15 protein-coding genes are annotated in these 21,694 nt (G+C 67.3%); 5 read left to right on the top strand and 10 right to left on the bottom strand.

Going from position 1 to position 21,694, the window contains the following annotated elements; all coding sequences use genetic code 11:
* Positions 1-137 precede the first annotated feature (137 nt).
* From AC1DDO_RS10520 to glf, 4 genes are read right to left on the bottom strand one after another with little or no spacing between them, the layout of a single operon-like run.
* Positions 138-890: an ABC transporter ATP-binding protein gene (locus AC1DDO_RS10520; protein ID WP_476868154.1), complete on the bottom strand. Its 753-nt coding sequence runs from the start codon at positions 888-890 to the stop codon at positions 138-140.
* A 1-nt stretch (position 891) separates the two neighbouring features.
* A complete protein-coding gene (locus AC1DDO_RS10515) occupies positions 892-1,761 on the bottom strand; it encodes an ABC transporter permease (protein WP_476868153.1) in 870 nt (289 codons plus the stop codon).
* Entirely contained in the window at positions 1,762-3,753 is a 1,992-nt protein-coding gene (locus AC1DDO_RS10510) for a glycosyltransferase (RefSeq protein WP_476868152.1), read from the bottom strand.
* Complete coding sequence (gene glf / locus AC1DDO_RS10505) at positions 3,750-4,937, bottom strand: UDP-galactopyranose mutase (protein WP_476971808.1); 1,188 nt, start codon at positions 4,935-4,937, stop codon at positions 3,750-3,752. Before glf ends, AC1DDO_RS10510 begins: the two co-directional genes overlap by 4 nt.
* Before the next feature lie 215 nt (positions 4,938-5,152).
* Here glf and AC1DDO_RS10500 point away from each other — a divergent pair, with 215 nt between their 5' ends.
* The gene (locus AC1DDO_RS10500) at positions 5,153-9,295 is read left to right on the top strand and encodes an FtsK/SpoIIIE domain-containing protein (protein WP_476971807.1); all 4,143 of its coding nucleotides are present in this window, start codon (positions 5,153-5,155) and stop codon (positions 9,293-9,295) included.
* Here AC1DDO_RS10500 and AC1DDO_RS10495 read toward each other — a convergent pair.
* A complete protein-coding gene (locus AC1DDO_RS10495) occupies positions 9,263-9,658 on the bottom strand; it encodes a hypothetical protein (protein ID WP_476868149.1) in 396 nt (131 codons plus the stop codon). The two genes, AC1DDO_RS10500 and AC1DDO_RS10495, sit on opposite strands and share 33 nt — an antisense overlap.
* 428 nt (positions 9,659-10,086) lie before the next feature.
* On the opposite strand from AC1DDO_RS10495, the gene AC1DDO_RS10490 reads away from it, so the two are divergent.
* Entirely contained in the window at positions 10,087-10,335 is a 249-nt protein-coding gene (locus AC1DDO_RS10490; protein WP_003804966.1) for a WhiB family transcriptional regulator, read from the top strand.
* Between the two features lie 88 nt (positions 10,336-10,423).
* On the opposite strand, the gene AC1DDO_RS10485 is transcribed toward AC1DDO_RS10490, so the two are convergent.
* Genes AC1DDO_RS10485 through AC1DDO_RS10470 form a run of 4 tightly spaced genes read right to left on the bottom strand, consistent with a single transcriptional unit; the run spans position 10,424 to position 18,836 of the window.
* Entirely contained in the window at positions 10,424-11,893 is a 1,470-nt protein-coding gene (locus AC1DDO_RS10485; protein WP_476868148.1) for a sensor histidine kinase, read from the bottom strand.
* Between the two features lie 35 nt (positions 11,894-11,928).
* A complete protein-coding gene (locus AC1DDO_RS10480; protein ID WP_476868147.1) occupies positions 11,929-16,803 on the bottom strand; it encodes an NAD-glutamate dehydrogenase in 4,875 nt (1,624 codons plus the stop codon).
* Between the two features lie 57 nt (positions 16,804-16,860).
* Positions 16,861-18,195, bottom strand: a complete 1,335-nt coding sequence (locus AC1DDO_RS10475; RefSeq protein WP_476971806.1) for a CpaE/TadZ family protein — start codon at positions 18,193-18,195, stop codon at positions 16,861-16,863.
* The gene (locus AC1DDO_RS10470) at positions 18,192-18,836 is read right to left on the bottom strand and encodes a CpaB family protein (protein ID WP_476868145.1); all 645 of its coding nucleotides are present in this window, start codon (positions 18,834-18,836) and stop codon (positions 18,192-18,194) included. Before AC1DDO_RS10470 ends, AC1DDO_RS10475 begins: the two co-directional genes overlap by 4 nt.
* A 153-nt stretch (positions 18,837-18,989) precedes the next feature.
* Between AC1DDO_RS10470 and AC1DDO_RS10465 the strand changes: the two genes are divergently transcribed.
* Positions 18,990-19,211, top strand: coding sequence for a helix-turn-helix domain-containing protein (locus tag AC1DDO_RS10465; protein WP_018775212.1), 222 nt, complete (start codon positions 18,990-18,992; stop codon positions 19,209-19,211).
* Positions 19,212-19,236: 25 nt separating this feature from the next.
* Here AC1DDO_RS10465 and AC1DDO_RS10460 read toward each other — a convergent pair whose 3' ends face one another.
* On the bottom strand, positions 19,237-19,806 hold the full coding sequence (locus AC1DDO_RS10460; RefSeq protein WP_476868144.1) for a hypothetical protein: 570 nt from the start codon (positions 19,804-19,806) through the stop codon (positions 19,237-19,239).
* A gap of 281 nt (positions 19,807-20,087) precedes the next feature.
* Between AC1DDO_RS10460 and AC1DDO_RS10455 the strand changes: the two genes are divergently transcribed.
* Together AC1DDO_RS10455 and AC1DDO_RS10450 are read left to right on the top strand one after the other, a co-directional pair.
* On the top strand, positions 20,088-20,915 hold the full coding sequence (locus AC1DDO_RS10455; RefSeq protein WP_476868143.1) for a LysM peptidoglycan-binding domain-containing protein: 828 nt from the start codon (positions 20,088-20,090) through the stop codon (positions 20,913-20,915).
* Between the two features lie 140 nt (positions 20,916-21,055).
* Positions 21,056-21,538, top strand: coding sequence for an Rv3235 family protein (locus tag AC1DDO_RS10450; protein ID WP_476868142.1), 483 nt, complete (start codon positions 21,056-21,058; stop codon positions 21,536-21,538).
* Positions 21,539-21,694 lie beyond the last annotated feature (156 nt).

The raw sequence follows: 21,694 nt of genomic DNA, 5'->3' as shown, positions 1-21,694 counted from the left end.
TCCTAGCGGACGCCCGGTCCGGGAGCGGGGCGGGCTCGCCGCCACGCGGTGCGGCTGCGCAGTGACGCTGCACTGTGCAGTTACACCTAGCAGTTACACCCGGCAGCCACGGGGCGCCACAGGGCGCCACGGTGCCTCTACAGGGCGAGGGACCTGCGCCGGAGCTCGCCGACGACGTCGTGCACTTCGCCGTCCATGACAATTTCGCCGTGTTCCAGGAGCACGCCGCGCTCACACACGGTGGCCACCAGATCCAGGTCATGGCTCACGACAAACAGGGTCTTCCCCATCTCCGAGAGCTCCTTGATCTTCGCGATGCACTTGCGCTGGAAAGGTTCGTCGCCCACGGCGAGAATCTCGTCAATCAGGAAGACCTCCGGGTCCGTGTGCACGGCGATCGAAAACGCCAGACGCAGGTACATCCCGGAGGAATAGAACTTCACCTCGGTGTCGATGAACTCGCCGATTTCGGAGAATTCGACGATCGAATCGAACTTCTCATCGATCTGCTTCTCGGTCATTCCCAGGATGGCGCCGTTGAGGTAGACGTTGTCCCGGCCGCTGAGGTCATGGTGGAAGCCTGCGCCGACTTCGATCAGCCCGGCGACACGGCCGCGCGTGCGCACGATTCCGCCGTCGGGCTGCAGGACGCCGGAGATGAGCTTCAGGAGCGTCGATTTTCCGGAACCGTTGAGCCCCATGAGCGCGACGGTCTCGCCCTGCTTGACCTCAAGCGAGACATCCTTGAGGGCCAGGAACTTCTTGGAGAGGTCACCCTTGCGGCCCTTCACGAGCCAGACGAGGGCTTCCTTCAGGGAACGGGTGTGGCGGAGCACGAACTGCTTCCGGATGTCGGTGCAGATGATGGCCACGTGGCCGTGCGCGGTCATGTCAGAGCTCCTGTGCGAAGTGGACGGACAGCCGGCGGAAGGCCAGCTGGCCGAGGAACAGCACCGCCATTGTGATCAGCAGTGCCACGGGCAGCCAGAGGGTCAGCATGCCCGGAGGCGAGGCGTCGTTGACCATCTGGTCCGGCTTGAGCGTCGGTTCCCAGAAGGCCCAGTGGAAGACCTCGACGGCGACTGTCATCGGGTTCAGCTGGTAGATCCAGAACCAGTCGCCCATCACCTTTTGCACCATCGACCAGAGGTAGAGGACCGGGGAGGCCCACGTGACCACCATGACGATCATGTCCACGATGTTTTCGGAGTCGCGGAAATAGACGTTGACGGCACCGAAGAGCAGGCCGAGGCCTGTGCCGAGGACGGCCACCATCACGAAGATCAGGACCACCGCCGCCAGCTGCAGCAGCGAGGGTGCCCACCCCACGATCACGCATGCACCGACAAGCACGAGCAGCTGGGGCAGGAAGTGCGCAGCCGACACCCACACGGTGGCCACCGGGAACAGTTCCCGGGGCAGGTAGATCTTCCGGATCAGGTCGCGGTTGTCCACGATCGACCGGGTGGCGTTGGACAGCGATTCCGTGAAGAAGTTCACCAGGACTATGCCGGAGAACAGATAGATCGCGTAGTTCGGCGTCCCCCGCTGGAGGTTCAGGAAAATGCCCAGCGCCACGAAGTAGATCAGGAACTGCACGAGCGGCTTCACGTAGGACCACAGCAGGCCCAGCACGGAGCCGCGGTAGCGCACCTTGATTTCCTTGCGTACCAGCAGCTTCAGGAGGAAGCGGTCCCCGTAGACGTCCAGCAGCCCGTGCCCGGTTCCGGGCTTGATCAGCTGGTCGGTTTGGCCAGCCATCTACCTGCCGTCCTCGGAATTCGCCTCGAACGTCTTCTTCCACGCGTCGATCGAGCTGATCTCGGCCACCGCGCGGCGGTACTGCTCGGCAAGGCTGTCCCATTCCCGGAACAGCTTCGCGTGCAGCATGGTCGCCTCCGTCAGCATCGCCTTGAGCTTCTTCGGGTCGCGCTGGTACCACGAGGCGCCGGTGCCCTCCGCGTTGGAGACCACCACGCTGTCATAGTGCGCCACCCGGTACCACCGGTTGTCCCGGTGGGCCAGGAAGCCCTGGGGCCGCTCGGCGCTTTCCGGTCCCGGCGCCTTGATCAGCTGGCGCGCCACGGTCTTGATGCCCCACGGGATCAGCTGCTTCTTGCTGGGCAGCCCCACGACGGTCCCGCCCATCGGCCCGCGGCCGATCTTCGGCGCCGGGAAGTCATCGACGTCTTCCTTCAGCTGGGCATCCGGGTACTGCGCCTTCAGGGCGTTGATTTCCGGCAGCTTGGTGCCGAGCACCTTGTGCAGGTCGTCGGGGCCCTTCAGGAGGTCGCGCAGCGCGTCGATCCGGCCGTGCTCGGTGAAGTACTGCATCGAGACGAGGTGCTTGACGTCGGACTGGAACGACTCGCGCAGCACGCGGCCGCCCTTGGGGTACGGGCTGTGGATCAGCGTGGTGATCAGCCTGTTGCGCGCGTGGAAGTAGGCCTGCCAGCCGACGAGGTCGTCCTTGTCGATCCAGGACACGTGCCAGACGGCGGCACCGGGCATCGAGACCGTGGCAAAGCCGGCTTCCTGGGCGCGCAGGCCATATTCGGCGTCGTCCCATTTGATGAACAGCGGCAGGGACAGCCCGATTTCCTGGATCACCTTGGTGGGGATCAGGCACATCCACCAGCCGTTGTAGTCCACGTCCACGCGGCGGTGCAGCCACGGGGTCTGGCGCAGGTTCGCGACGGAGAAATCGTGCCGCGTTTCCATGTCGGCGTGGGGCAGGGCCGGGACGATCCGGTACGGGTCCACGACCTCGCCGAAGGTGTGCAGGACGCTGCGGTTGTAGAGGTCGAACATGTGGCCGCCGACGATCGTCGGCTTGCGGCAGTGGTCGGCGAAGGCCAGGAGCCGCACGATGCTTTCGGGTTCGACGACGATGTCGTCGTCGAGCAGCAGGGCGTAGTCACTGCCGTTTTCGACCGCCTCGAACATGCCGCGTGCGAAGCCTCCGGAGCCGCCCAGGTTTGCCTGGTTGATGACCCGGAGTTTGCCGCCGAGGGCGTCCCGGACGTCGGCGAAGCCTTCCTGGTCCTCGACCTTTTGCGTGCCCTGGTCAACGATCAGGATTTCCTTGACGTTTGCCAGGACGTCCGGGTTCTCCGCCAGGATCCGGGCGTTGTTCAGGCAGAAGTCGGGCTTGTTCATGGTGGTGATCTCGAGGGTCACCTGGCCCTTGGTCGCGGGACCGCCCGTGGCCTCCCACGCACCATTTTTCAGGACCAGGTCCCCGGTGCTGGCGGCCAGGTCGAACCAGTACCAGCCGCCGTCGCCGAAGGGCTTGAGGGAGAGCTCGAACGTGGAGGTGGCCTCGCCGTCGACGTGTTTGCCGTCGACGCGCTGGACCGACCCGCGGGCGTTCGACTTGTAGACCGTGACCGTTCCCGGGCCGCTGGTTTCAACGACCAGTCGGATGTCCCGCACCGAGGTCCACCGGCGCCAGTAGCTGGCCGGGAAGGCGTTGAAATAGGTACCGAAGGAGAGCTGCTCGCCCGAGCGCACCCGCATGGAGTGACGGCCCAGGAGGTCCTCGAAGTGCGCTACCCGGCTCTCGGAGCTGAACATCTGCAGCTTGTCTTCGAGCAGTTTCGGGTTGCGGGCGAACTCGTCGTTCTCCCGGAGCCGGATGCCGCTGGCGGTCCCGGCATCGGCGTAGAGGGGTACGGTGTCGGTCTGGTCCGTCGATGGCAGGATGACCCGCTGAATCGGGTTCCAGCCGGGTGTCGCTTCAGCGGCGCTCATGCGTCCACTCCTCCGCTTTCAATCGTGGCGCCGGCCTCGAAATGCGGCCGGATCTTGTTCTCGAACATGGTCAGGGCAGAGCCGATGGCCATGTGCATGTCCAGGTACTTGTAGGTGCCGAGGCGTCCGCCGAAAAGGACGTCCTTCTCGGCCGCCGCGAGGTCACGGTATTTGAGCAACCGTTCCCGGTCCGCGGCGGTGTTGATCGGGTAGTAGGGCTCGTCGCCCTTCTCCGCCGCGCGGGAGAACTCGCGCATGATGACGGTCTTTTCCGTCTGGTATTCGCGTTCGGGATGGAAGTGCCGCGGCTCGATGATGCGCGTGAACGGCACGTCGTCGTCGTTGTAGTTGATCACGGAGGTGCCCTGGAAATCGCCGACGTCGAGGACTTCTTCCTCGAAATCGATGGTGCGCCAGGAAAGGTCGCCCTCGGCGTAGTCGAAGTAGCGGTCAACAGGCCCGGTGTAGACCACGGGGATGTTGCCGACCACCTTGTCCTTGCTGTACTCGTGCGACTCGTCGAAAAAGTCCGTGTTCAGCCGAACCTCGATGTTCGGGTGCTCGGCCATCTTTTCGATCCAGGCCGTGTAGCCGTTGGTCGGCAGGCCCTCGTACTTGTCGTTGAAGTACCGGTTGTCATAGTTGTACCGGACGGGAAGGCGGGAAATGATGCCCGCGGGCAGGCCCTTGGGATCGGTCTGCCACTGCTTGCCGGTGTAGTGCTTGATGAACGCCTCGTAGAGCGGCCGTCCGATGAGCTGGATGCCCTTGTCGTTCAGGTTCTGCGGATCGGTGCCCGCCAGTTCGCCGGCCTGTTCCTTGATCAGGTCCTGTGCCTCGCCGGGAGTGAGGTTGGCGCGGAAGAACTGGTTGATCGTGGCCAGGTTGATGGGCAGGGAGTAGACCTCGCCCTTGTGCACGCCGTACACCTTGTGGACGTAGTTCGTAAACGTGGTGAAGCGGTTCACGTACTCCCACACGCGGTCGTTGGACGTGTGGAAAAGGTGCGCACCGTAGCGGTGCACCTCGATGCCGGTCTGCTCTTCCTTTTCGCTGTAGGCATTGCCGCCGATGTGGTGGCGGCGGTCGATGACGACTACCTTCAAGCCCAGCTCAGTGGCGGCCTGTTCTGCGATTGTCAGGCCAAAGAAGCCCGACCCTACGATGACGAGGTCAGCGGTCACAAACTCTCCTGATTCGAATGCGGGCAGCCCAATGTTGCGCATTGTCTGCTGAACAAGCCTACCCGAGGCTCCCTTGCAGTCGGCGCCCGGCCCTTGCCGCACGGTCCACGCACGGCTGCCTCCTGGTTATCCACATGGCGCATTTCCCCGCGCGCAGCCGGGCCCGGGCATCCCTAACGTGGAACCGGGCGGCCACGTTAGGAAAGGATGCCCGGATGATCTTGCACTGCACTCTCGCACGGTGCGCCCTCACGTCAGGTTCGACGCCGGACGGGCAGCTCATTGAGCTGGCCGTCCAGGTTCCCGACCGCTGTCCGGGCGCGGACCTGGAGGCCGCCATCGCACGGCGCTACGGGACCGGCGGGCTGTCCGTCCGGGGAGCGCCGGTTGCCGCCATGAGCGTTGGCGTGCCTCCCCTGGTCCAGGGTGCCGTGCTGGTTGAAGGCGCTGGAGCATCCCTCCCCCGTCAAGGCCGGCCGCGCACCGCCACGCTGCTGCTCACGGTGGACAGCGGGCCCGGCGCGGGGACGCTTGTTGCCCTGTACAGGGGGCGGTTCCGGATCGGTCGCAGCGGCACCGAGATCGTGATCCCGGATGCCACCCTCTCGCGGGAGCACGCCCGCCTGGACGTGTCAGACTCGAAGGTCACGATCGTGGACCTCGGGAGTGCGAACGGAACCAGCGTCGACGGCCGGAGAGTGCGGACCGCGGCGGTGAGCACGGCGTCCTCGATCAGGTGCGGCGACTCCACGATTTCGCTCCGCCTCGGGCCGCCGTCCGTGCCTGAGAATGCCGCGGACTCCGTGACGGCTCTCGCGGGCTCCAGCGTTGCCGCCCCGCTGGTTGTCCGCGGCGCGGCCGCCCCCGGCCACCGGGTCGCCATGGCCCTGGCCGCGGCGCTGCCATTGCTGGTCGGCGTCGGGCTGGCGCTTCTTACCGGCATGTGGATGTTTCTGGCCTTCACCGCCGTGTCTGCCGTCTCCGTCCTCGTCCCGTTGCTGTCAGGGCGCCGCCAGCGCCGCGAACTGATCGCCGCAGTTGCCCAGGCCGCGGTGCAGGACGGGGAACGCCGCCGGCAGGCCGCCCCTTCCGCGGCCGACCTGGCCGTGGCCTGCGCGGCGGGACTGATCGCGGCGGGCCGCACAGCCGAGGGGCAGTCATCGGACATCTGTCTGCGGCTCGGGTTGGCTGATCAGGCGGCGAATATCCGGATTGAACCACCGGATTCCGCGTTCCGGCCACCGCCTCTGGGGCAGGTGCCCCTGATGTTGGACCCGGCACCGGAGGTGGTATCCATCCTTGGTCCCGCGACCGCCATGGCCGGGCTGGTGCGCTCGTTCGTCTTGCAACTGGCCGCCTATCCGGCCTGCGGCAGCACCCGCATGCTCCTGCATGGCCCGGCGGATACGCTACCGCTGTCGGCGCGTTTTCTGCCGGGCGTCACGTTGTCGGCACATGACGCCAGCACCGTTGCCATTTTGACCGGCGGTCCCGGCGGAACTGGCGGTACCGGCGGTCCCGGCGGCGGATTCGACCGCGGAGTCCTCATCCTTTGGGACTCACCCGGACTGCCGGGGACAGCTGCGAGGACACGGGCGGCCGGTGAGGGGCCGGCGTTCCGGTCCCTTGCCACAGCACACGGGTGGAGAGTGATCGAGTGCTCGCCGGAGCAGCGCCCCGGAAAAGACCCTGGAATTGTCCTCGGCCGGCGCAGCTTCCTCGTCACAGCGGGGACTCCGCCCAGGGTCTTCATCCCCGATCTGGTCCCTGCCGTGGTCTTTGACCGTTTCTGCCGGGGCTTCGGTGCTGCACCGCGCACCACGGCGACTCCCCCGCCGGCCGTCCCGGATCGCCGCAACCTGGCTGACGTCCTTCCCCTCGGAGCGCGGGAAGTCTCCCGGCGCTGGTCCCGGAGCGGTCCGGACGCCGGACTCGGTGCGCCCGTTGGCGCAGGGATCCTCGGGACTCTGCGGATCGATCTGAAGGCGGACGGTCCGCACTTCCTGGTCGCGGGAACCACCGGTTCAGGGAAATCCGAGTTCTTGCGGACTCTGGCCGCGGGCCTGGCGGCCAGCCACTCACCGGACCGCGTCAACCTTCTCTTTATCGATTTCAAGGGCGGCTCGGGTCTTGGCCCGCTGGCAGGGCTTCCGCACTGCGTCGGCATGCTGACGGATCTGGGCGCCGCGGAGGTGGAGCGGACGCTTGTTTCGTTGCGGGCCGAGGTCCGGCGAAGGGAGGAGCTCCTTGCCCGGGCGTTGGCTCCGGATCTCGCGGCGTATGAGTCGTCGCAGGCGGCCGGGCCGCCCGTCCCCTATCTGGTCATCTTCATAGACGAGTTCAGGATCCTGGTCGATGAAGTGCCCGGCGCCCTCTCCGAGCTCATGAGGATTGCCGCCATCGGCCGGTCCCTGGGGATCCATCTGATCATGGCCACTCAGCGCCCGCAGGGAGCACTGAACGCCGACATCAGGGCCAATGTCACCTCCTCCATTGCCCTCCGTGTCCAGTCCGGGCCCGAATCGTTTGATGTCATGGGCTCTGGGCTCGCGTCCGCCATCCCCATCACCCGACCAGGACGGGCGTTCCTGAGCCGCGGCGCACAGGACCCGGAGGAGTTCCAGACGGCCACGCTGACGCCCGGGGTCGCCGCGCTGACGGACGGAGCGGTCACTGTCCGTACGGTCACGGAGCATCTGATGCGGCCGCAGGCCGTTGCCGGGCTTCGCCCCGGTGACTCCCCCGGCCACGATGCTCCCGGCGGCGGCCCGGTCATGACTCCGGCCCAGGGGGCGGCGCCGCTCATCGACACTGTTGTGCGCCTGTGGCAGGATTCCGGCGGGCGGCGGCCCCGCCGGCCGGTGGCAGATCCCCTGCCGCTGCAGTTGTCATGTCCCGATTCCTGGTCCGGCGACCGAAACACGGTCCGGCTGGGGCGGGTGGACCTGCCGGAACTCCAATGCGTCGCTGCGCTGGACTGGAGCCCTGCCGGGCATGGGCATCTGGGCTTTGTCGAGGCTGGCGCGGGCACCGCCGACCCCGCCGTGGTCCTCGCTGTCGATCAGCTCCTGAACCGCACCGTGGAGTCGCACTTATACATACTCGACGCCGCCGGTGCCTTCAGCGCCGCCGCAGCGGCCCCCCGGGTCGGCGCCGTGGCCGGCCTGCACGAAGTGCGCCGCGCCGCCCGGGTGCTGCGGCGGGTCGCCGAAGAGGTCACATCACGGTTGAGTGCACCCGAGGCCGGACCGCGGCCCGGGCTCGTTCTGGTACTCAGTGGCTGGGGTGCCTGGGTTTCGGCCTTCCGTTCCGGGCCGTTGGCGTGGGCCGAAGACCTGGTTCATGACATCGTGCGGGACGGTTCCAGGGCGGCGATTACGGTCATCGCCTCCGGCGGGCGCGAGCTCGTGACTGCCAGGTTTTTCGCTGGCCTGCCAAACCGGATCTACTTTCCCGCAGGTTCCACCGAAGAGGGCCGACTTGCATGGCCGCGGCTGCCGGCGCTGGAACCGGTCTCCGGCCGCGTCGCTGTGTTCGGCGCCTTTGTGCAGGGCCCCCTGGCGAGCGGCCACGCGGCCCAGCTGTTTGAACCAGCGGTCACCGGCGCGCCGTACCCCACTGGCGGGGCAATCGCGACGAGGCCCTTCCGTGTGGACCCGCTGCCTCCGTTGGTGACCGTGGACGAGGTGCTGGCCCGCGGCGGCAGCTCCGGCCCGGGCCAGCCGGCAGCACCGCTGCTCCTCGGGGTCGGCGGCGACGAACTTCGGACGGAGGCAGTTCGGTTGCCGGACGGTGGCGTTCTCGCGGTCCTCGGCGGCCCCGGATCCGGAAAGAGCAGCCTGCTGGCTGCGCTCCCGCGGATGAACCCTGGCCGCACCTGGCTCGCGCCGCAGCCGGGCACCGATCCCGGCAAGTACTGGCCCGATGTCCACGCCAGCGCGCTCAGGGGCGTCCTGGACCGCACAGCGATAGCGCTCGCAGACGACGCTGACTTGCTTTCACACGAGGCCAACAGCGCCCTGGCGGCCCTGAACAGTCTTGGGTGGAGCGTGATCCTCGCTGCGGGATTCGGCCCGGCCTTCGGGCAACGGGTGGTCCTCGCTGCCATCGCCCGCAGCCAGGGACGGGCGATCCTGATTTGTCCGCGGGGGCTCATGGATGGAGAGCCGTTTGGGGTCCGGTTTGACGCGGAAGACAGCCCTCCGCCGGGACGCGCCGTCGTCATTTCCGACGGCCGGGCGACCCCGGTCCAGTTGGCTGCGGCGTGGCCTGCCGGCGGGCAGCTCCGCTTGCTCCCCGGGCAGCATGCGGCCCGCGGCGGCCCACTAGAGAGCGGGCGGGGCTCCGGCGGCCCGTGAGGCGAAGGCTATGACCCGCTTGTCGAACAGGAGCACGATCGCGGTCACAGCGGGGATAAGCATAGCCAGACCGGCCACCGGATAGCCGCCTGTCAGGGTCGGGAAGCCAATGGTCAGTACGAAGAGCTGGGCCACCAGGGCACCTGCCCGCGGCCAACGGAACCCGCGCAGCAAAAAGCGTGCCACGGCAAAGAGCCATATGGAGAACGCCAGGAGCAGGCACAGCGTGAAGACTGCGCCCCAGAAGGAGTGGACAGGCGCGCCGGTCAGGAGCTGAGTTCCGTACCAGCCGCCGGCCACGAGCAGCGCCGCGGCCTCCAGCGCGACGACGACCGCGACGACAATAATTCCGCGTGGCCGCACAGAGATTCCGGCAGAGTCCCCGGCGGCGGCTCCGGCCGGCTCGCCGGCTGGGCTCGGGAGCGAATTTCCACCGGCATTTTCACGCGGGTCTTCACCGGCATTTTCACGCGGGTCTTCACCGGCATTTTCACGCGGGTCTTCACCGGCATTTTCACGCGGGTCTTCAGGGTTCACAGGGGGCCTTGACACACTGGCACACTACCGGACATAGTCGTCTAGATGTGAGGACGCCGCCACTGAATGTGATGCATCGCTCACGGTCTCGAGGCATCTTGACCTCTATTACCCCTTGTTTACACAGCGTTAACATGACACGCTTAATCCAGATGACCGAGGGGGCCCCAATGGGCCCTTTTCTTATGAAGCCTCTAGTGAATAATTTCACAAAGGCATTTAACGAGTTCCCAGGAATGGAGTGACTGATCAGCATGGATTGGCGTAATCGCGCAGCCTGCCTTGACAAGGACCCGGAGCTGTTCTTCCCCGTAGGAAACACCGGCCCTGCCCTCCTGCAGATCGAGGAAGCGAAAAGCGTTTGCCGGCGCTGCCCCGTCGTGGACACCTGCCTGCAATGGGCCCTGGAGTCCGGCCAGGACGCCGGCGTCTGGGGCGGCATGAGCGAGGACGAACGCCGCGCCCTGAAGCGCCGCGCAGCACGGGCACGGCGCGCTTCCTGATCCCGCTGCCGGAATACCGGCCGCCAAGCACCAAACCGCAGCAATGGCCGCGGACCCACGGGTCCGCGGCCATTGCCCGTTTAAGCCCTCAACGCGCCGTAAGGCTCAGGACAATCTGGACTGCGGTTCCCCCGCCCTCCCTGGCCTGCCAGTGGATGGTGCCGCCAAGCTCGCTCATGACCAGTGTGCGCACGATCTGCAGGCCAAGACCCTCGGTGTACGGTTTGTCGGGCAGCCCGACGCCGTCGTCCTCCACCCTCACGGTAAGAAGTTCGTCGCCGTCCTCGGTTTCTGAGCGGTCGGCCAGCAGCCAGACAGTACCGGTCCGGCCTTCGAGCCCGTGTTCGACGGCGTTCGTGACCAGTTCGTTGATGACGAGGGCCAACGGGGTGGCGAAGTCGCTCGGCAGGTCCCCGAAGAGTCCAGAACGCTGGGTCTTGACCTGCTGCGAGGGTGAGGCGACCTCGGCCGAAAGCCGGAACTGGCGGCCGATCAGCTCGTCAAAGTCAACGCTCTGGGTCAGGCCCTGCGACAGCGTCTCATGGACGAGGGCAATGGTCGCCACCCGCCGCATGGCCTGTTCGAGCCCCTGCTTGGCCTCGTCACTGACCATGCGCCGCGACTGCATCCGCAGCAGGGCGGCCACAGTCTGCAGGTTGTTCTTCACCCGGTGGTGGATCTCGCGGATGGTGGCGTCCTTGGTGACCAGTTCCATCTCCCGGCGACGCAGCTCCGAAACGTCCCGGCACAGGACCAGGGCGCCGAACCGCTGCTGCTCGTCGCGCAGCGGGATGGCCCGCAAAGACAGGCTGACGCCGCGCGACTCAATTTCGCTGCGCCACGGCATGCGGCCCGTGACGACGAGCGGCAGTGTCTCATCGACCATGCGCCGGTCCTTCAGGAGCCCGGCGGTCACCTCGGCGAGGGACCGGCCCTCGAGGGACTCCCCGTCGCCGAGGCGGCGGAACGCGGAAACGCCGTTGGGGCTGGCGTACTGCACGATCCCCTCGGCGTCGAGCCTGATCAGGCCGTCACCTACGCGGGGGGCGCCGCGCCGCGAGCCCGTGGGCGACGCGAAGTCCGGCCACAGCCCCAGGGTTCCCATGCGCAGCAGATCGTAGGCGCATTGGCGGTAGGTGAGCTCAAGGCGCGAGGGCATCCGCGAACTGGAGAGGTCCATGTGCGAGGTCACGACGGCAAGGGTGCGGCCGTTGCGGACCATCGGGACCGCCTCGACCCGCAGGGCCATGTCGCTGCTCCAGTTGGTCTCGTTGGAGCGCTCGATCGCGCGGCTCTCCCAGGCCTTGTCGACCAGCGGCTGCAGGTCCGACCTGATCCCCTCCCCCACGAAGTCGGCGTGGAACACCGTGTGCGTGGTGGAGGGGCGGACGTGGGCGAGAGCCACGTAGCCGAACTCAGGATGCGGGAACCACAGGGCAAGGTCGGCGAACGCGAGGTCGGCGACCATCTGCCAGTCGCCGACCAGGAGGTGCAGCCACTCGGCGTCCCCCGGCCCAAAATCAGCATGCTCCCTGATAGGGTCCGTAAAGATTGCCACAGCACCTCCATTTGCGACACTGGGGACGGCAGCCCCTAGCGTCGAACGATTGACCTCAAGAGCCTCAATGCTACCGACAGCGAGGCCATGTCATCGGCCTCGAGGGCATTGACCTCGTCAAACATGGACTTCGCCCGGCCGAGCTGCTCCACATTCTGGCCTTCCCAGGCCACCAGCCTCTCTTCCGCGGGTGTCCCGGCAGGAGTGCTCTCCAGGACCGCCATCGTCATGTCCGAGACGGTGGAGTAGAGGTCATCGCGCAGGGCTGCACGGGCCAACGCCTGCCAGCGGTCCGCCCTCGGCAGCTTGGTGATGCGTTCGAGGAGCGAATCTGCGTGGAAGCGGTTGAACACCGTGTAGTACACGTGGGCAATGTCGGCCACGGATTCCGGGCTGACATGGACGATCTTGGCGATGTCCAGGAGCACGAAGCTCTCGAACAGCTCCGCCCAGCGGTGCGCCAGGTCCTCGGGAAGGTCCCAGCCGCGCGCCTTCTCCAGCCATTCGGCCACACGGGCGCGGTCGTCGCCGCGGAGGTAGTCCAGCAGCCGGGCCCGCATGGGATCCATGAGCGGCTTGAATTCGGCCACGATGTCGGCGATGGGACGGGACGCGGAGCCCTGGCCCAGGAGCCACCGGACGGCGCGGTCCAGGAGCCGCCGGATGTCCAGGTGGACGGTGCTCCAGTGTTCGGTCGGGAACGACGCCGGAAGTTCGTTGAGTTCCTTGACCATGATGTCCAGCTCGTAGACCTCGCGGAGGGCCACGAACGCCTTGGCTACGGCAGATTCAGTGGCCGAGGTTTCCTCAATCGTGCGGAACGCGAAGGTAATGCCGCCGAGGTTGATCATGTCGTTGGCAACCACGGTCGCGATGATTTCGCGGCGCAGCGGGTGGGTGTCGAGTTCGGCGTCGAACCTCTCCCGCAGCTGCTTCGGGAAGTAGGCCCGCAGCGTCGTGCGGAACCACGGGTCATCGGCGAGGTCGCTGTCGCGCAGCGCGCTGGCAAGTTCGATCTTGGCGTAAGCGGCCAGGACCGAAAGTTCCGGGGACGTCAGCCCCTGGCCCTGTTCCAGGCGCTCCTGCAACGTGGCAGTGGTGGGCAGCGCCTCGAGGTCGCGCTTGAGGTCGGCAGACTTTTCCAGCCAGTCCATGAGCCGTTCGTAGCTGGGGCTCCATTCGGAGACCCGCATGCGGTCGTTGAGCAGGAGGATGTTCTGGTCGATGTTGTCCTCGAGCACCAGCCGGCCGACTTCCTCGGTCATGGAGGCCAGGAAGTCCGCACGTTCGGCGGGGTCAAGCTTGCCGGCCGCGACCATCCGGTCCACGAAGATCTTGATGTTGACCTCGTGGTCCGAGCAGTCAACGCCGGCCGAGTTGTCGATCGCATCGGTGTTGAGGATGACGCCCTGGAGCGCTGCCTCTATGCGTCCGCGCTGGGTCATGCCCAGGTTTCCGCCCTCACCGACCACCTTGACCCGCAGCTCGCGGCCGTCGACACGGATGGAGTCGTTGGCCTTGTCGCCGACCTCGGCATTCGTTTCGGTGCTGGCTTTTACGTAGGTGCCGATGCCGCCGTTGTAGAGCAGGTCCGCCGGCGCGAGGAGGATGGCGCGCAGGAGTTCCGGCGGGCTCAGCTCCGTGGTGCCCTCCGGGAGGCCGAGGGCGGCGCGGACCTGTGCCGACACGGGGATCGATTTGGCCTGCCGGGCAAAGACGCCGCCGCCTTCGCTGATGAGCGACTTGTTGTAGTCGTCCCAGGATGACCGGGGCAGTTCAAAGAGCCGCAGGCGCTCCGCGTAGGACGTTGCCTCGTCCGGCGTGGGGTCCAGGAAGATGTGCCGGTGGTCGAAGGCTGCCAGCAGACGGATGTGCTTGGAGAGCAGCATGCCGTTGCCGAACACGTCTCCGGACATGTCGCCGACGCCCACGACCGTGAACGGTTCGGACTGTGTGTCGAGGTCCAGCTCGCTGAAGTGGCGCTTGACCGACTCCCAGGCGCCGCGGGCGGTGATGCCCATGGCCTTGTGGTCATAGCCCACCGAGCCGCCGGAGGCGAACGCGTCGCCGAGCCAGAAGCCGTATTCCGCGGCCAGGCCGTTGGCGATGTCGGAGAAGGACGCCGTGCCCTTGTCCGCTGCCACCACGAGGTAGGAATCGTCGTCGTCATGGCGCACGACGTCGGCCGGCGGCACCAGGGTTTCGCCTTCCGGCGTCGTGATGAGGTTGTCCGTGATGTCCAGCAGGCCGCGGATGAAGGTCTTGTAGCTTTCGATGCCCTCGGCCATCCAGGCGCTGCGGTCAGCGGCCGGATCCGGCAGCTGCTTCGCGTAGAAGCCGCCCTTGGCGCCGGTGGGGACGATCACGGCGTTCTTGACGGTCTGCGCCTTGACCAGGCCCAGGATTTCGGTGCGGAAGTCCTCCCGCCGGTCGGACCAGCGCAGCCCGCCGCGGGCCACCTTGCCGAAGCGGAGGTGGACACCCTCGACCCGGGGAGAGTAGACCCAGATCTCGAACATGGGGCGCGGGAACGGCAGGCCCTCGATCCGCGAAGGATCCAGTTTGAAGCTCAGGTGGGCCTTGTTCTGGTAGTAGTTGGTCCGAAGCGTGGCCTGGATCAGGTTCTTAAACGTTCGCAGAACCCGGTCGGCGTCGAGGGTCGCGACCTGCTCGATCGCCTCATCCAGTCCGGCGAGGACCTCGATCTCCTTGAGCACGCGGTCGGCGTCGCTGAGCGCCGGGTCAAAGCGTGCCGCGAACAGGGCGCTGAGTCCCCGGGTGACATCCGGGTTCGCCAGCAGGGTGTCGGCCAGGAAGCCGAAGGAGTTGGTGTTGCCCATTTGCCGCATGTACTTGGCGTAGGCGCGGAGCACCACCACCTGGCGCCAGTGCATTCCCTCGCGCAGCACCAGCCGGTCGAAGCTGTCCGACTCCACGGCGCCGGTGACAGCGGCGCCGAAGGACTCGGCCAGCAGCTGGCCCGTGGCGCGGGGATCCACTCCGGCGGGGTACTTGAGGCCGAGGTCGTAGAGGAAGAAGTCCCGGTGGTCCGCGGTCTCGATCTCGAACGGGCGTTCGTCCAGGACCTCGAGGCCCAGGTTATGGAAGTACGGCAGGATCTGGCTCAGGCTCTTTGGCTCGAGCATGTAGAGCTTGACCCGGGCGTCCTCTTCCAGCGTGGCTCCGGCACCTTCGGGCAGGTACACGTGGACGCCGGGCAGCTCCTTGGCGGCCTCCGCGGCACGTTCGGCCGCGGCGCCGTACTTCTCGAAGCGGTCGATGTCCTCCAGCGCGTCCTCGATCTCGTAGTCCACGCGATAGCTGGCCGGGAACGCCTCGGCCCAGACAGCGGCCAGTTCCTTGGACCCGTCCTCCCTGACGCCGGACCCGCCGCTGTCGGCGCGGGCGCGCAGGACCTCGGAGATGCCTTCGCCCCAGGAACGGGCGGCCCGGACCAGGCGCTTCTCCAGCTCATCGCTGTTGACGTGGCTGACGTCGGCGTCCTTCGGCAGCCGGATCCGGAAGAACAGGCGGGCCAGCGCGGATTCGGTCATCCGCGCCTCGTAGTCGATGGACACTGCGTTGAACGTCTCCCGCAGTTCCTGCTCAATGCGCAGGCGTACGTTGGTGGTGTAGCGGTCGCGCGGCAGGTAGACCACGGCGGACATGAACCGTCCGTAGATGTCGGGGCGCAGGAAGAGCCGGGTCCGTCGGCGTTCCTGAAGCCGCTGGATGCCAGTTGCGATGGCGGCGAGGTCCGGGATTTCGATCTGGAAGAGCTCGTCGCGCGGATAGGTTTCGAGGATGCCCAGCAGGTCCTTGCCCGAGTGCGAATCCGGCGGGAAGCCGGCGTCGTGCAGCACAGCGGCCACTTTTTCCCGGACCACCGGGATGTCCCGGACGGATCCGGCGTAAGCGGTCGTCGCGAAGAGGCCGATGAAGCGCCGCTCGCCGTTGACGTTGCCCGCGGCGTCGAAGCTCTTCACGCCGATGTAGTCCAGGTAGGCCGGGCGGTGCACGGTGGAGCGCGAGTTTGCCTTGGTGATGACGAGGGCGCGCTTCTCGCGGGCCTTCTTCCTGCCGGCCTCGGTGAGGTGCTGGATTTGACGGGTGTCCGCGCCGGCGCGGAGCAGGCCCAGTCCGCTTTCCTCGCGCAGTTCCAGCACATCCTCGCCGGACTCGTTCACGAGGTCGTATTCGCGGTAGCCGAGGAAAGTGAAGTTTCCGTCATCGAGCCAGCGGAGCAGGTCCTGGGCCTGGCGGAGCTCGGCAATTTGCGCCCGGTTGGCCAGCCGGTCCAGGTCCGCGGCGATTTCAAGGGCCTTGGTGCGCATCTTCGGCCAGTCTTCGACGGCGGCGCGGACGTCGCCGAGCACCCTGGAGATTCCCTTGACGAGTTCCGCGCGCTTGTCCTCGCCGGCGAGGTCGATTTCGACGGCGATCCAGGACTCCATGTGCGAGGCGTTGTCGCCCTCGGCGATCAGGTGGGAGAGGTTCGGCATGGCCGCGGTGTCTCCGCTGGAGATGCCCAGGTGGGAGGGGACGCGCGCGACTTTGACCAGTTCGCCGGTCTCGCGGTTGCGGGTCACCACGAAAAGCGGGTGGAGCACGAGGTGGATGGGGGCGTTCTGGCGGACCAGTTCGGCATTGACGGAATCCACGAGGAAGGGCATGTCATCGGTGACGATGTACAGGACGGTGCAGTCGGCCTCGTCGTGGATGGCAATGTTCGCGACGCCGGGCAGCCGGGTCGCCGCGATTTGGCGGTGGGTATCGGCCCTTGCCGTCAGGACTTCCTCCGGATATGCCCGGAAGTCCTCCTCCGCGAGGTGCTCGTAGTAATCCCCGAGGTAGCTCTTGCTACCACTGATCGAAACGGGCTGATCCTCCACGCTGGACCCAGACGACATCGAAACGCCTCCATAAAAGAAGTTCACAGCCGCCTCTTTGCGGCCCTTACGATGACCCTAACTGTTTGTCCGGCGCCGTGCTGTGGAAGAAAAGACAAAGGATTTCGTGTTTCGCTGGTCAGGTGCACAAACCAGTTTGGCGATCGCCCGCCGCAGCTCGGATTCGGGGGCCGCTTCGAGCAAAAGCGCCCCCGAGAGCAGCGCCGCATCGCTCGCCGCCGGGTCCGACGGCAGGAACGCCGACAGGGACACCGCCGGGCCGTAGCGCTCCCACGCTGCCCGGAGTTGGCGTTCCGGCGACCGGCCGACGGCGGCGGCGCGGACTTTGTTCATGACCACCTGGGGTGATGCCTGCGGGACGGCTGCCTGAAGCTCGGCCAGGCCGCGGACCAGCCTCGGCACTCCTATGGAGTCGGCCGCTCCGACGGCAAAGACCGTGTCGGCCAATTCCAGGCTCCTCAGGGTCGCAGCATTGCGCCGCGGCGCACCCGCGTCAAAGCCCAGCTCGTCATCGGCTTCGAGGCAGAAACCGGTGTCCACCACAGTGACATCGGCGATCTCGCGTGCCCGCTCCAGGACTAGCGTGAGCGCCGCGGCACGCAGTTCGGTCCAGCGGTCCGCCCGCGTGATCCCGGTGAGCACGCGGAACGTCCCGGCCTTGGTCGCCACGGTGGTGGCGATCCTGAGCAGGGCCTCGGCGTCGAGCAGCCCCTGGTCCGCCAGCCGGCAGGCCTGCGCCAGCCCGGCAGCCTCATCGAGCAGCCCCAGGAGGGCGGCCACGCTGGCGCCGTAACTGTCGGCGTCGACCAGCAGCACGGATTGTCCTTCCGCGGCCAGTTCACCTGCGATGTTGGCGGCCACCAGGGTGCGGCCCGGCGCGCCGGCCGGGCCCCAGACCGCTATGATCCGGCCCTTCGCGGCAGCGCTGCGGGTGCCTGCGGCGCGCGCTCCGGATGGCCGCGCCGCCTGTCCAGCGGCTGTGGCTGCGGCGGAGGAGGCGGCGTCGACGTCGGCCGCGGCTGGCTCCTGGCGGTGTCCGTCGCCGCTGAGCTGGGCCACCGCTGCAGAAATCCGCGACGCCAGGGCTGCGGCATCAACGGCACGGGCTTCTGCGGCCACTCCGATGGTCCGCAGCCGGGACGTTTCCTCCGGATTGTCGGTCAGGGCGATGACCACCACCCCGACGGCAGACAGCCGGTCCACCAGCGAGGCCGTCAGCTCTTCACTTCCCGTCGCGACGACGGCGGCGCGGGCCAGCCCGCTCTGGCAGGCTGCCAGCAGTTCAGCCAGTTCGCCGCACCGCCGGACAACGGAGACGGGTCCGTGCAGCCGCTCCAAACCGCCGACCAGATCGTCGCGGGAATCCCCCACAGTCACGACGGGAATGCTCATCGGGCGGCACCGCCCGGATTCCACACGACCGCGATCTTTGCTTTGTTGGCCTGGGCTCCCAGCAGCTTGGGCATCTGGGCGTCCGGCACGAGCACCATCACCACTGTGGACCGGGAGGACCCCAGGGCACTGCTGCCCACGGTGACCTGCGCAATTTCTGCGCCGGACAGGAGCAGGGTGGGCTCGCTGAAACCGTTGCGGGTGTCCGGCAACGCCACCCAGACGTCCACGCGGGAGCCCGCCACGGCCTGGGCGGGGAGATTATCCTCAACGGTGACGGCGACGGGCTTGCGGTCCAGCCCATCGAGCCGGCCGACGCTTTCGCGCGGCAGCAGCTGGTCCTTGCCGATCCTCTGCACGGCCACGAGCCCGGATTCCAGGCCGGCCTCCGGGGTCAGATAGTGCTCCTCCACGTCGCCGAGCCGTACTTTGACCCGGTGCACCTTCTCGAGCGTCAGCGTCTCGCCGACGGCGATCGGCTCGCGCGCCGCGTACGCCTCGGTGGTCTGGTCCGCGGCGCCGACCAGCGAGACAACGCCCACCACGGATGCCAGGACCAGCAGGATTCCGACGAGGAGCCGGGGGTCCTTCCAGGACGGCCTCTTCAAACGGGCCCCTTCGGCTGCCGCGCTTCCACTCATGCGTCCGCTCCCCCTGTCGTCGCCGTCCGTTCCCGGGATGCCGGACATCCCCTATTGTTACGCCCGGGCGGTCCGGGCGGAAGATCCACGGCCAAACAGACGCAAACTGTGGATAACGGCACCAAGAGGCATCAACGGTGGCAAAATGGACTCATGCCCCGATTCCTGACTCTCGCAGATGTTGCCGAGCAGCTCCAGATCAACTCCCCAGCCGCTTACGCGCTGGTTCGCAGCGGCGAGCTGAAGGCCATCCAGGTGGGCGGACGCGGCCAGTGGCGCGTCGAGGAGAAAATGCTGGAGCAGTACATCCAGGAACGCTATGCCGAGGCCAGCCGGATGATCGAAGAGGCGAAGGCGAAGTCTGCCGGGAGTTGAGCCCACTGCCCTTGCTGGCGACCGGCTAGCCGCCCGCGGCTCCGGCGGACCTGATGCCCGCGAGGGCGCCAAAAGGAATGCTCACCACCTGCCGGGCGCTTGCCGGAGCCCGCTCCTGGCCCTCGCGGGTCACGGCCAGGTCCAGGAAGTCCCGGCCCACCGTTTCAATGGCGCCGTGAAGCCCCGCCTCTGCCCGCCCGCGCGCAACAAAAACTGTTACCCGTGCACGGTTCCTGGCGAGCCCGCGCAGGGCGCTGCCCAAACCGAGCCGCCGGCGGACGGCGGACGGCTCGGTGACCGCCACCCGTGAAAGACCCACATACTGTGCGGCCGCCGCGTAGGGAATGAGCACCTGATGCTGGGACTCATCAAGCACCAGGGCTTCGCTGCCTGCGTGGCTGAGCTCGCCCTCGAACGACGCCCCTGAGGACACCTGCACGCGGATCCTCAGCCCGAGGGACCCGCGGAGCCGGTCCGCGAGCTCCACCCCAGCCGAGTCCACGAGTGCGCGTTCGGCAACTTCCGCCTCAAAATCCAGCCGCTGGCGCGCAGCCAGCTGTGCCTCCATGTCGTCAAACAGGGCGTCCCACCGCATGGCGCCAGCGTAGGCGCGCCTACCGCACCGGTCAATCGGCAGGTGAATCCAGGGGTCAGTCCACCGCTCAGTCCACCCGTCAATCCACTGGTGTCCACCGCTCAGCCCACCACTCAGTCCACCGCTGTCCGGGATTCCACAGCTGGCCGACAATCCACAGGCAATGGAAAGCATCTAGACAAACGGATCCTTACGGGACCAGACTTCCCTCAAGAGCATTAAAAGTAACCAAACAACATCAAATGATATCAAACGATGTTGAACGAAAGGAGGCAGGAGCCATGGACCGGACAGGAGGAACGCATTCCCAGTCCCAGTCTCAGGCCGGGGCCGTGGGGGTGGCCCTGCCCGGGGTCCGGCAAACGGTTCGGGCCGACGCGGCCATGGCCGCGGTCATTTTGTTGCTGGGGATCTTCCTCGCGGCCACGGGAAGTTTCCTCGTCCAGCGGTGGCAGTCGGCTTCGGCGCGCCAGCAGTCGCTTTCCTTCGAGGACCAGCTCGGGATCGCGGCAAATACCGCCGGGCTGATCGTCATCACCTGGTGGGTGATGTCCTTCGGCATCGCCGTCGCAGCGGCAATGCTCGACCGACTCGGCAGGACCCGCGCGGCGGCCGCCACGGGCCGGTTCAGTCCGGCGTTCATGCGACGGCTGGTTCTCGCCGCCGTCGGGCTGCAACTGCTGACCGCACCTTTGGCCACCGCGGCCACCGCACCCGACGGGTCCGGCCCGGGCGGGCCCGCCCAGGCAGCGGTATCGGCGTCGTGGACACCGTCACCCGGGCAGGCTCCAGTGCCGGAGCCGCAAGGTCCAGGCGCCACTACGGGGGTGGATCCACGATGGAAGCCGCTGAGTCCGATCGTGGATGCCGGCCCTCTCACCGCACGCCCCGTGCGGTCGCAGGACACTCCTGCCGCCCGCAGGGAGGTGACGGTCAGGTCCGGCGACTCATTGTGGAGCATCGCCGCGGCGTCGCTGGGGCCGTTCGCGTCCGACGCCGACATCGCCCGGGAGTGGCCCCGGCTGTATGCGGGCAACCGCCAAGCGATCGGACCCAACCCGCATCTGCTGCGGCCCGGACAGGTCCTCATCCTCCCGCCGGGAGGCTAAGTCACCGGCCGCGCCGCGACAAGGCCGGCCGAACACCCAGAACCAGCAATCCGCACGAACATCAGCACCCGCACCCGCAGGAGCCTCACCCCCAGAAGAATCGCCTCCATCCGTCACCCGCTATAAGCAAAGGAACCGTCATGAACGCAGTCACCGGGATCCGCCCGGCCGCGGCTACCCCAGTCCCGCACGTCCCTGCCCTCCGGGTTGTGTCCGGCACGGCAACGCCGGCCATCCACGCCGCCGCGGCCGCTCCGCCGCTGCAGGTCGTTGACGAAGCCCGCGAGATTTGTGCGATCTCGCGCAGCACCGTGCAGGCCGCCATAGAGGTGCTGGCCGGCACCCGGCCGGCCCAGCAGCTCTCCCGCCGCCTGGATCCGCGTTGCCTGGCGGCCCTGCAGCACCGCGCCGCGCTGACCCGCCGGGTCGCCTCCGGCAGCTCGCCAACAGCGGGCCGGCTGCACCGTAACCCTTCCGTGCGGACCGTCCGGGCCTGCCGCGTGTCTGATGGCATCTACGAGGCCAGCGCTGTGGTGGTCGAGGAAGCACGGGTCCGCGCCGTCGCGCTGCGACTGGAGCGAGGCACGGTTGCCTGGCGCGTCACCGTGCTGGAAATCGGCTGAACCGCGGGGACGTAATCCAAGGCAGCGGAGCCGAGGGCAGAACCAGCCCCCAACAGCCAGCAACAGGCAGGAACCGGGCCGTCCCTGACCGGGCCGGGCCTGTCAGGAAAGGAGGCGGAAATACGGGAGGACCGGAGCAGTTGCTCCGGTCCTCCC

The sequence above is a fragment of the Arthrobacter sp. 10N43 genome (assembly GCF_056394525.1).
This window is presented reverse-complemented; position numbering and strand designations above follow the sequence as displayed.

Excerpts from the sequence above, each read along its gene's own strand:
- AC1DDO_RS10520 (WP_476868154.1), bottom strand. The coding sequence starts at position 890 with ATGACCGCGCACGGCCACGTGGCCATCATCTGCACCGACATCCGGAAG.
- AC1DDO_RS10515 (WP_476868153.1), bottom strand. The coding sequence starts at position 1,761 with ATGGCTGGCCAAACCGACCAGCTGATCAAGCCCGGAACCGGGCACGGG.
- AC1DDO_RS10510 (WP_476868152.1), bottom strand. The coding sequence starts at position 3,753 with ATGAGCGCCGCTGAAGCGACACCCGGCTGGAACCCGATTCAGCGGGTC.
- AC1DDO_RS10500 (WP_476971807.1), top strand. The coding sequence starts at position 5,153 with ATGATCTTGCACTGCACTCTCGCACGGTGCGCCCTCACGTCAGGTTCG.
- AC1DDO_RS10490 (WP_003804966.1), top strand. The coding sequence starts at position 10,087 with ATGGATTGGCGTAATCGCGCAGCCTGCCTTGACAAGGACCCGGAGCTG.
- AC1DDO_RS10480 (WP_476868147.1), bottom strand. The coding sequence starts at position 16,803 with ATGTCGTCTGGGTCCAGCGTGGAGGATCAGCCCGTTTCGATCAGTGGT.
- AC1DDO_RS10475 (WP_476971806.1), bottom strand. The coding sequence starts at position 18,195 with ATGAGCATTCCCGTCGTGACTGTGGGGGATTCCCGCGACGATCTGGTC.
- AC1DDO_RS10470 (WP_476868145.1), bottom strand. The coding sequence starts at position 18,836 with ATGAGTGGAAGCGCGGCAGCCGAAGGGGCCCGTTTGAAGAGGCCGTCC.
- AC1DDO_RS10465 (WP_018775212.1), top strand. The coding sequence starts at position 18,990 with ATGCCCCGATTCCTGACTCTCGCAGATGTTGCCGAGCAGCTCCAGATC.
- AC1DDO_RS10460 (WP_476868144.1), bottom strand. The coding sequence starts at position 19,806 with ATGCGGTGGGACGCCCTGTTTGACGACATGGAGGCACAGCTGGCTGCG.
- AC1DDO_RS10455 (WP_476868143.1), top strand. The coding sequence starts at position 20,088 with ATGGACCGGACAGGAGGAACGCATTCCCAGTCCCAGTCTCAGGCCGGG.
- AC1DDO_RS10450 (WP_476868142.1), top strand. The coding sequence starts at position 21,056 with ATGAACGCAGTCACCGGGATCCGCCCGGCCGCGGCTACCCCAGTCCCG.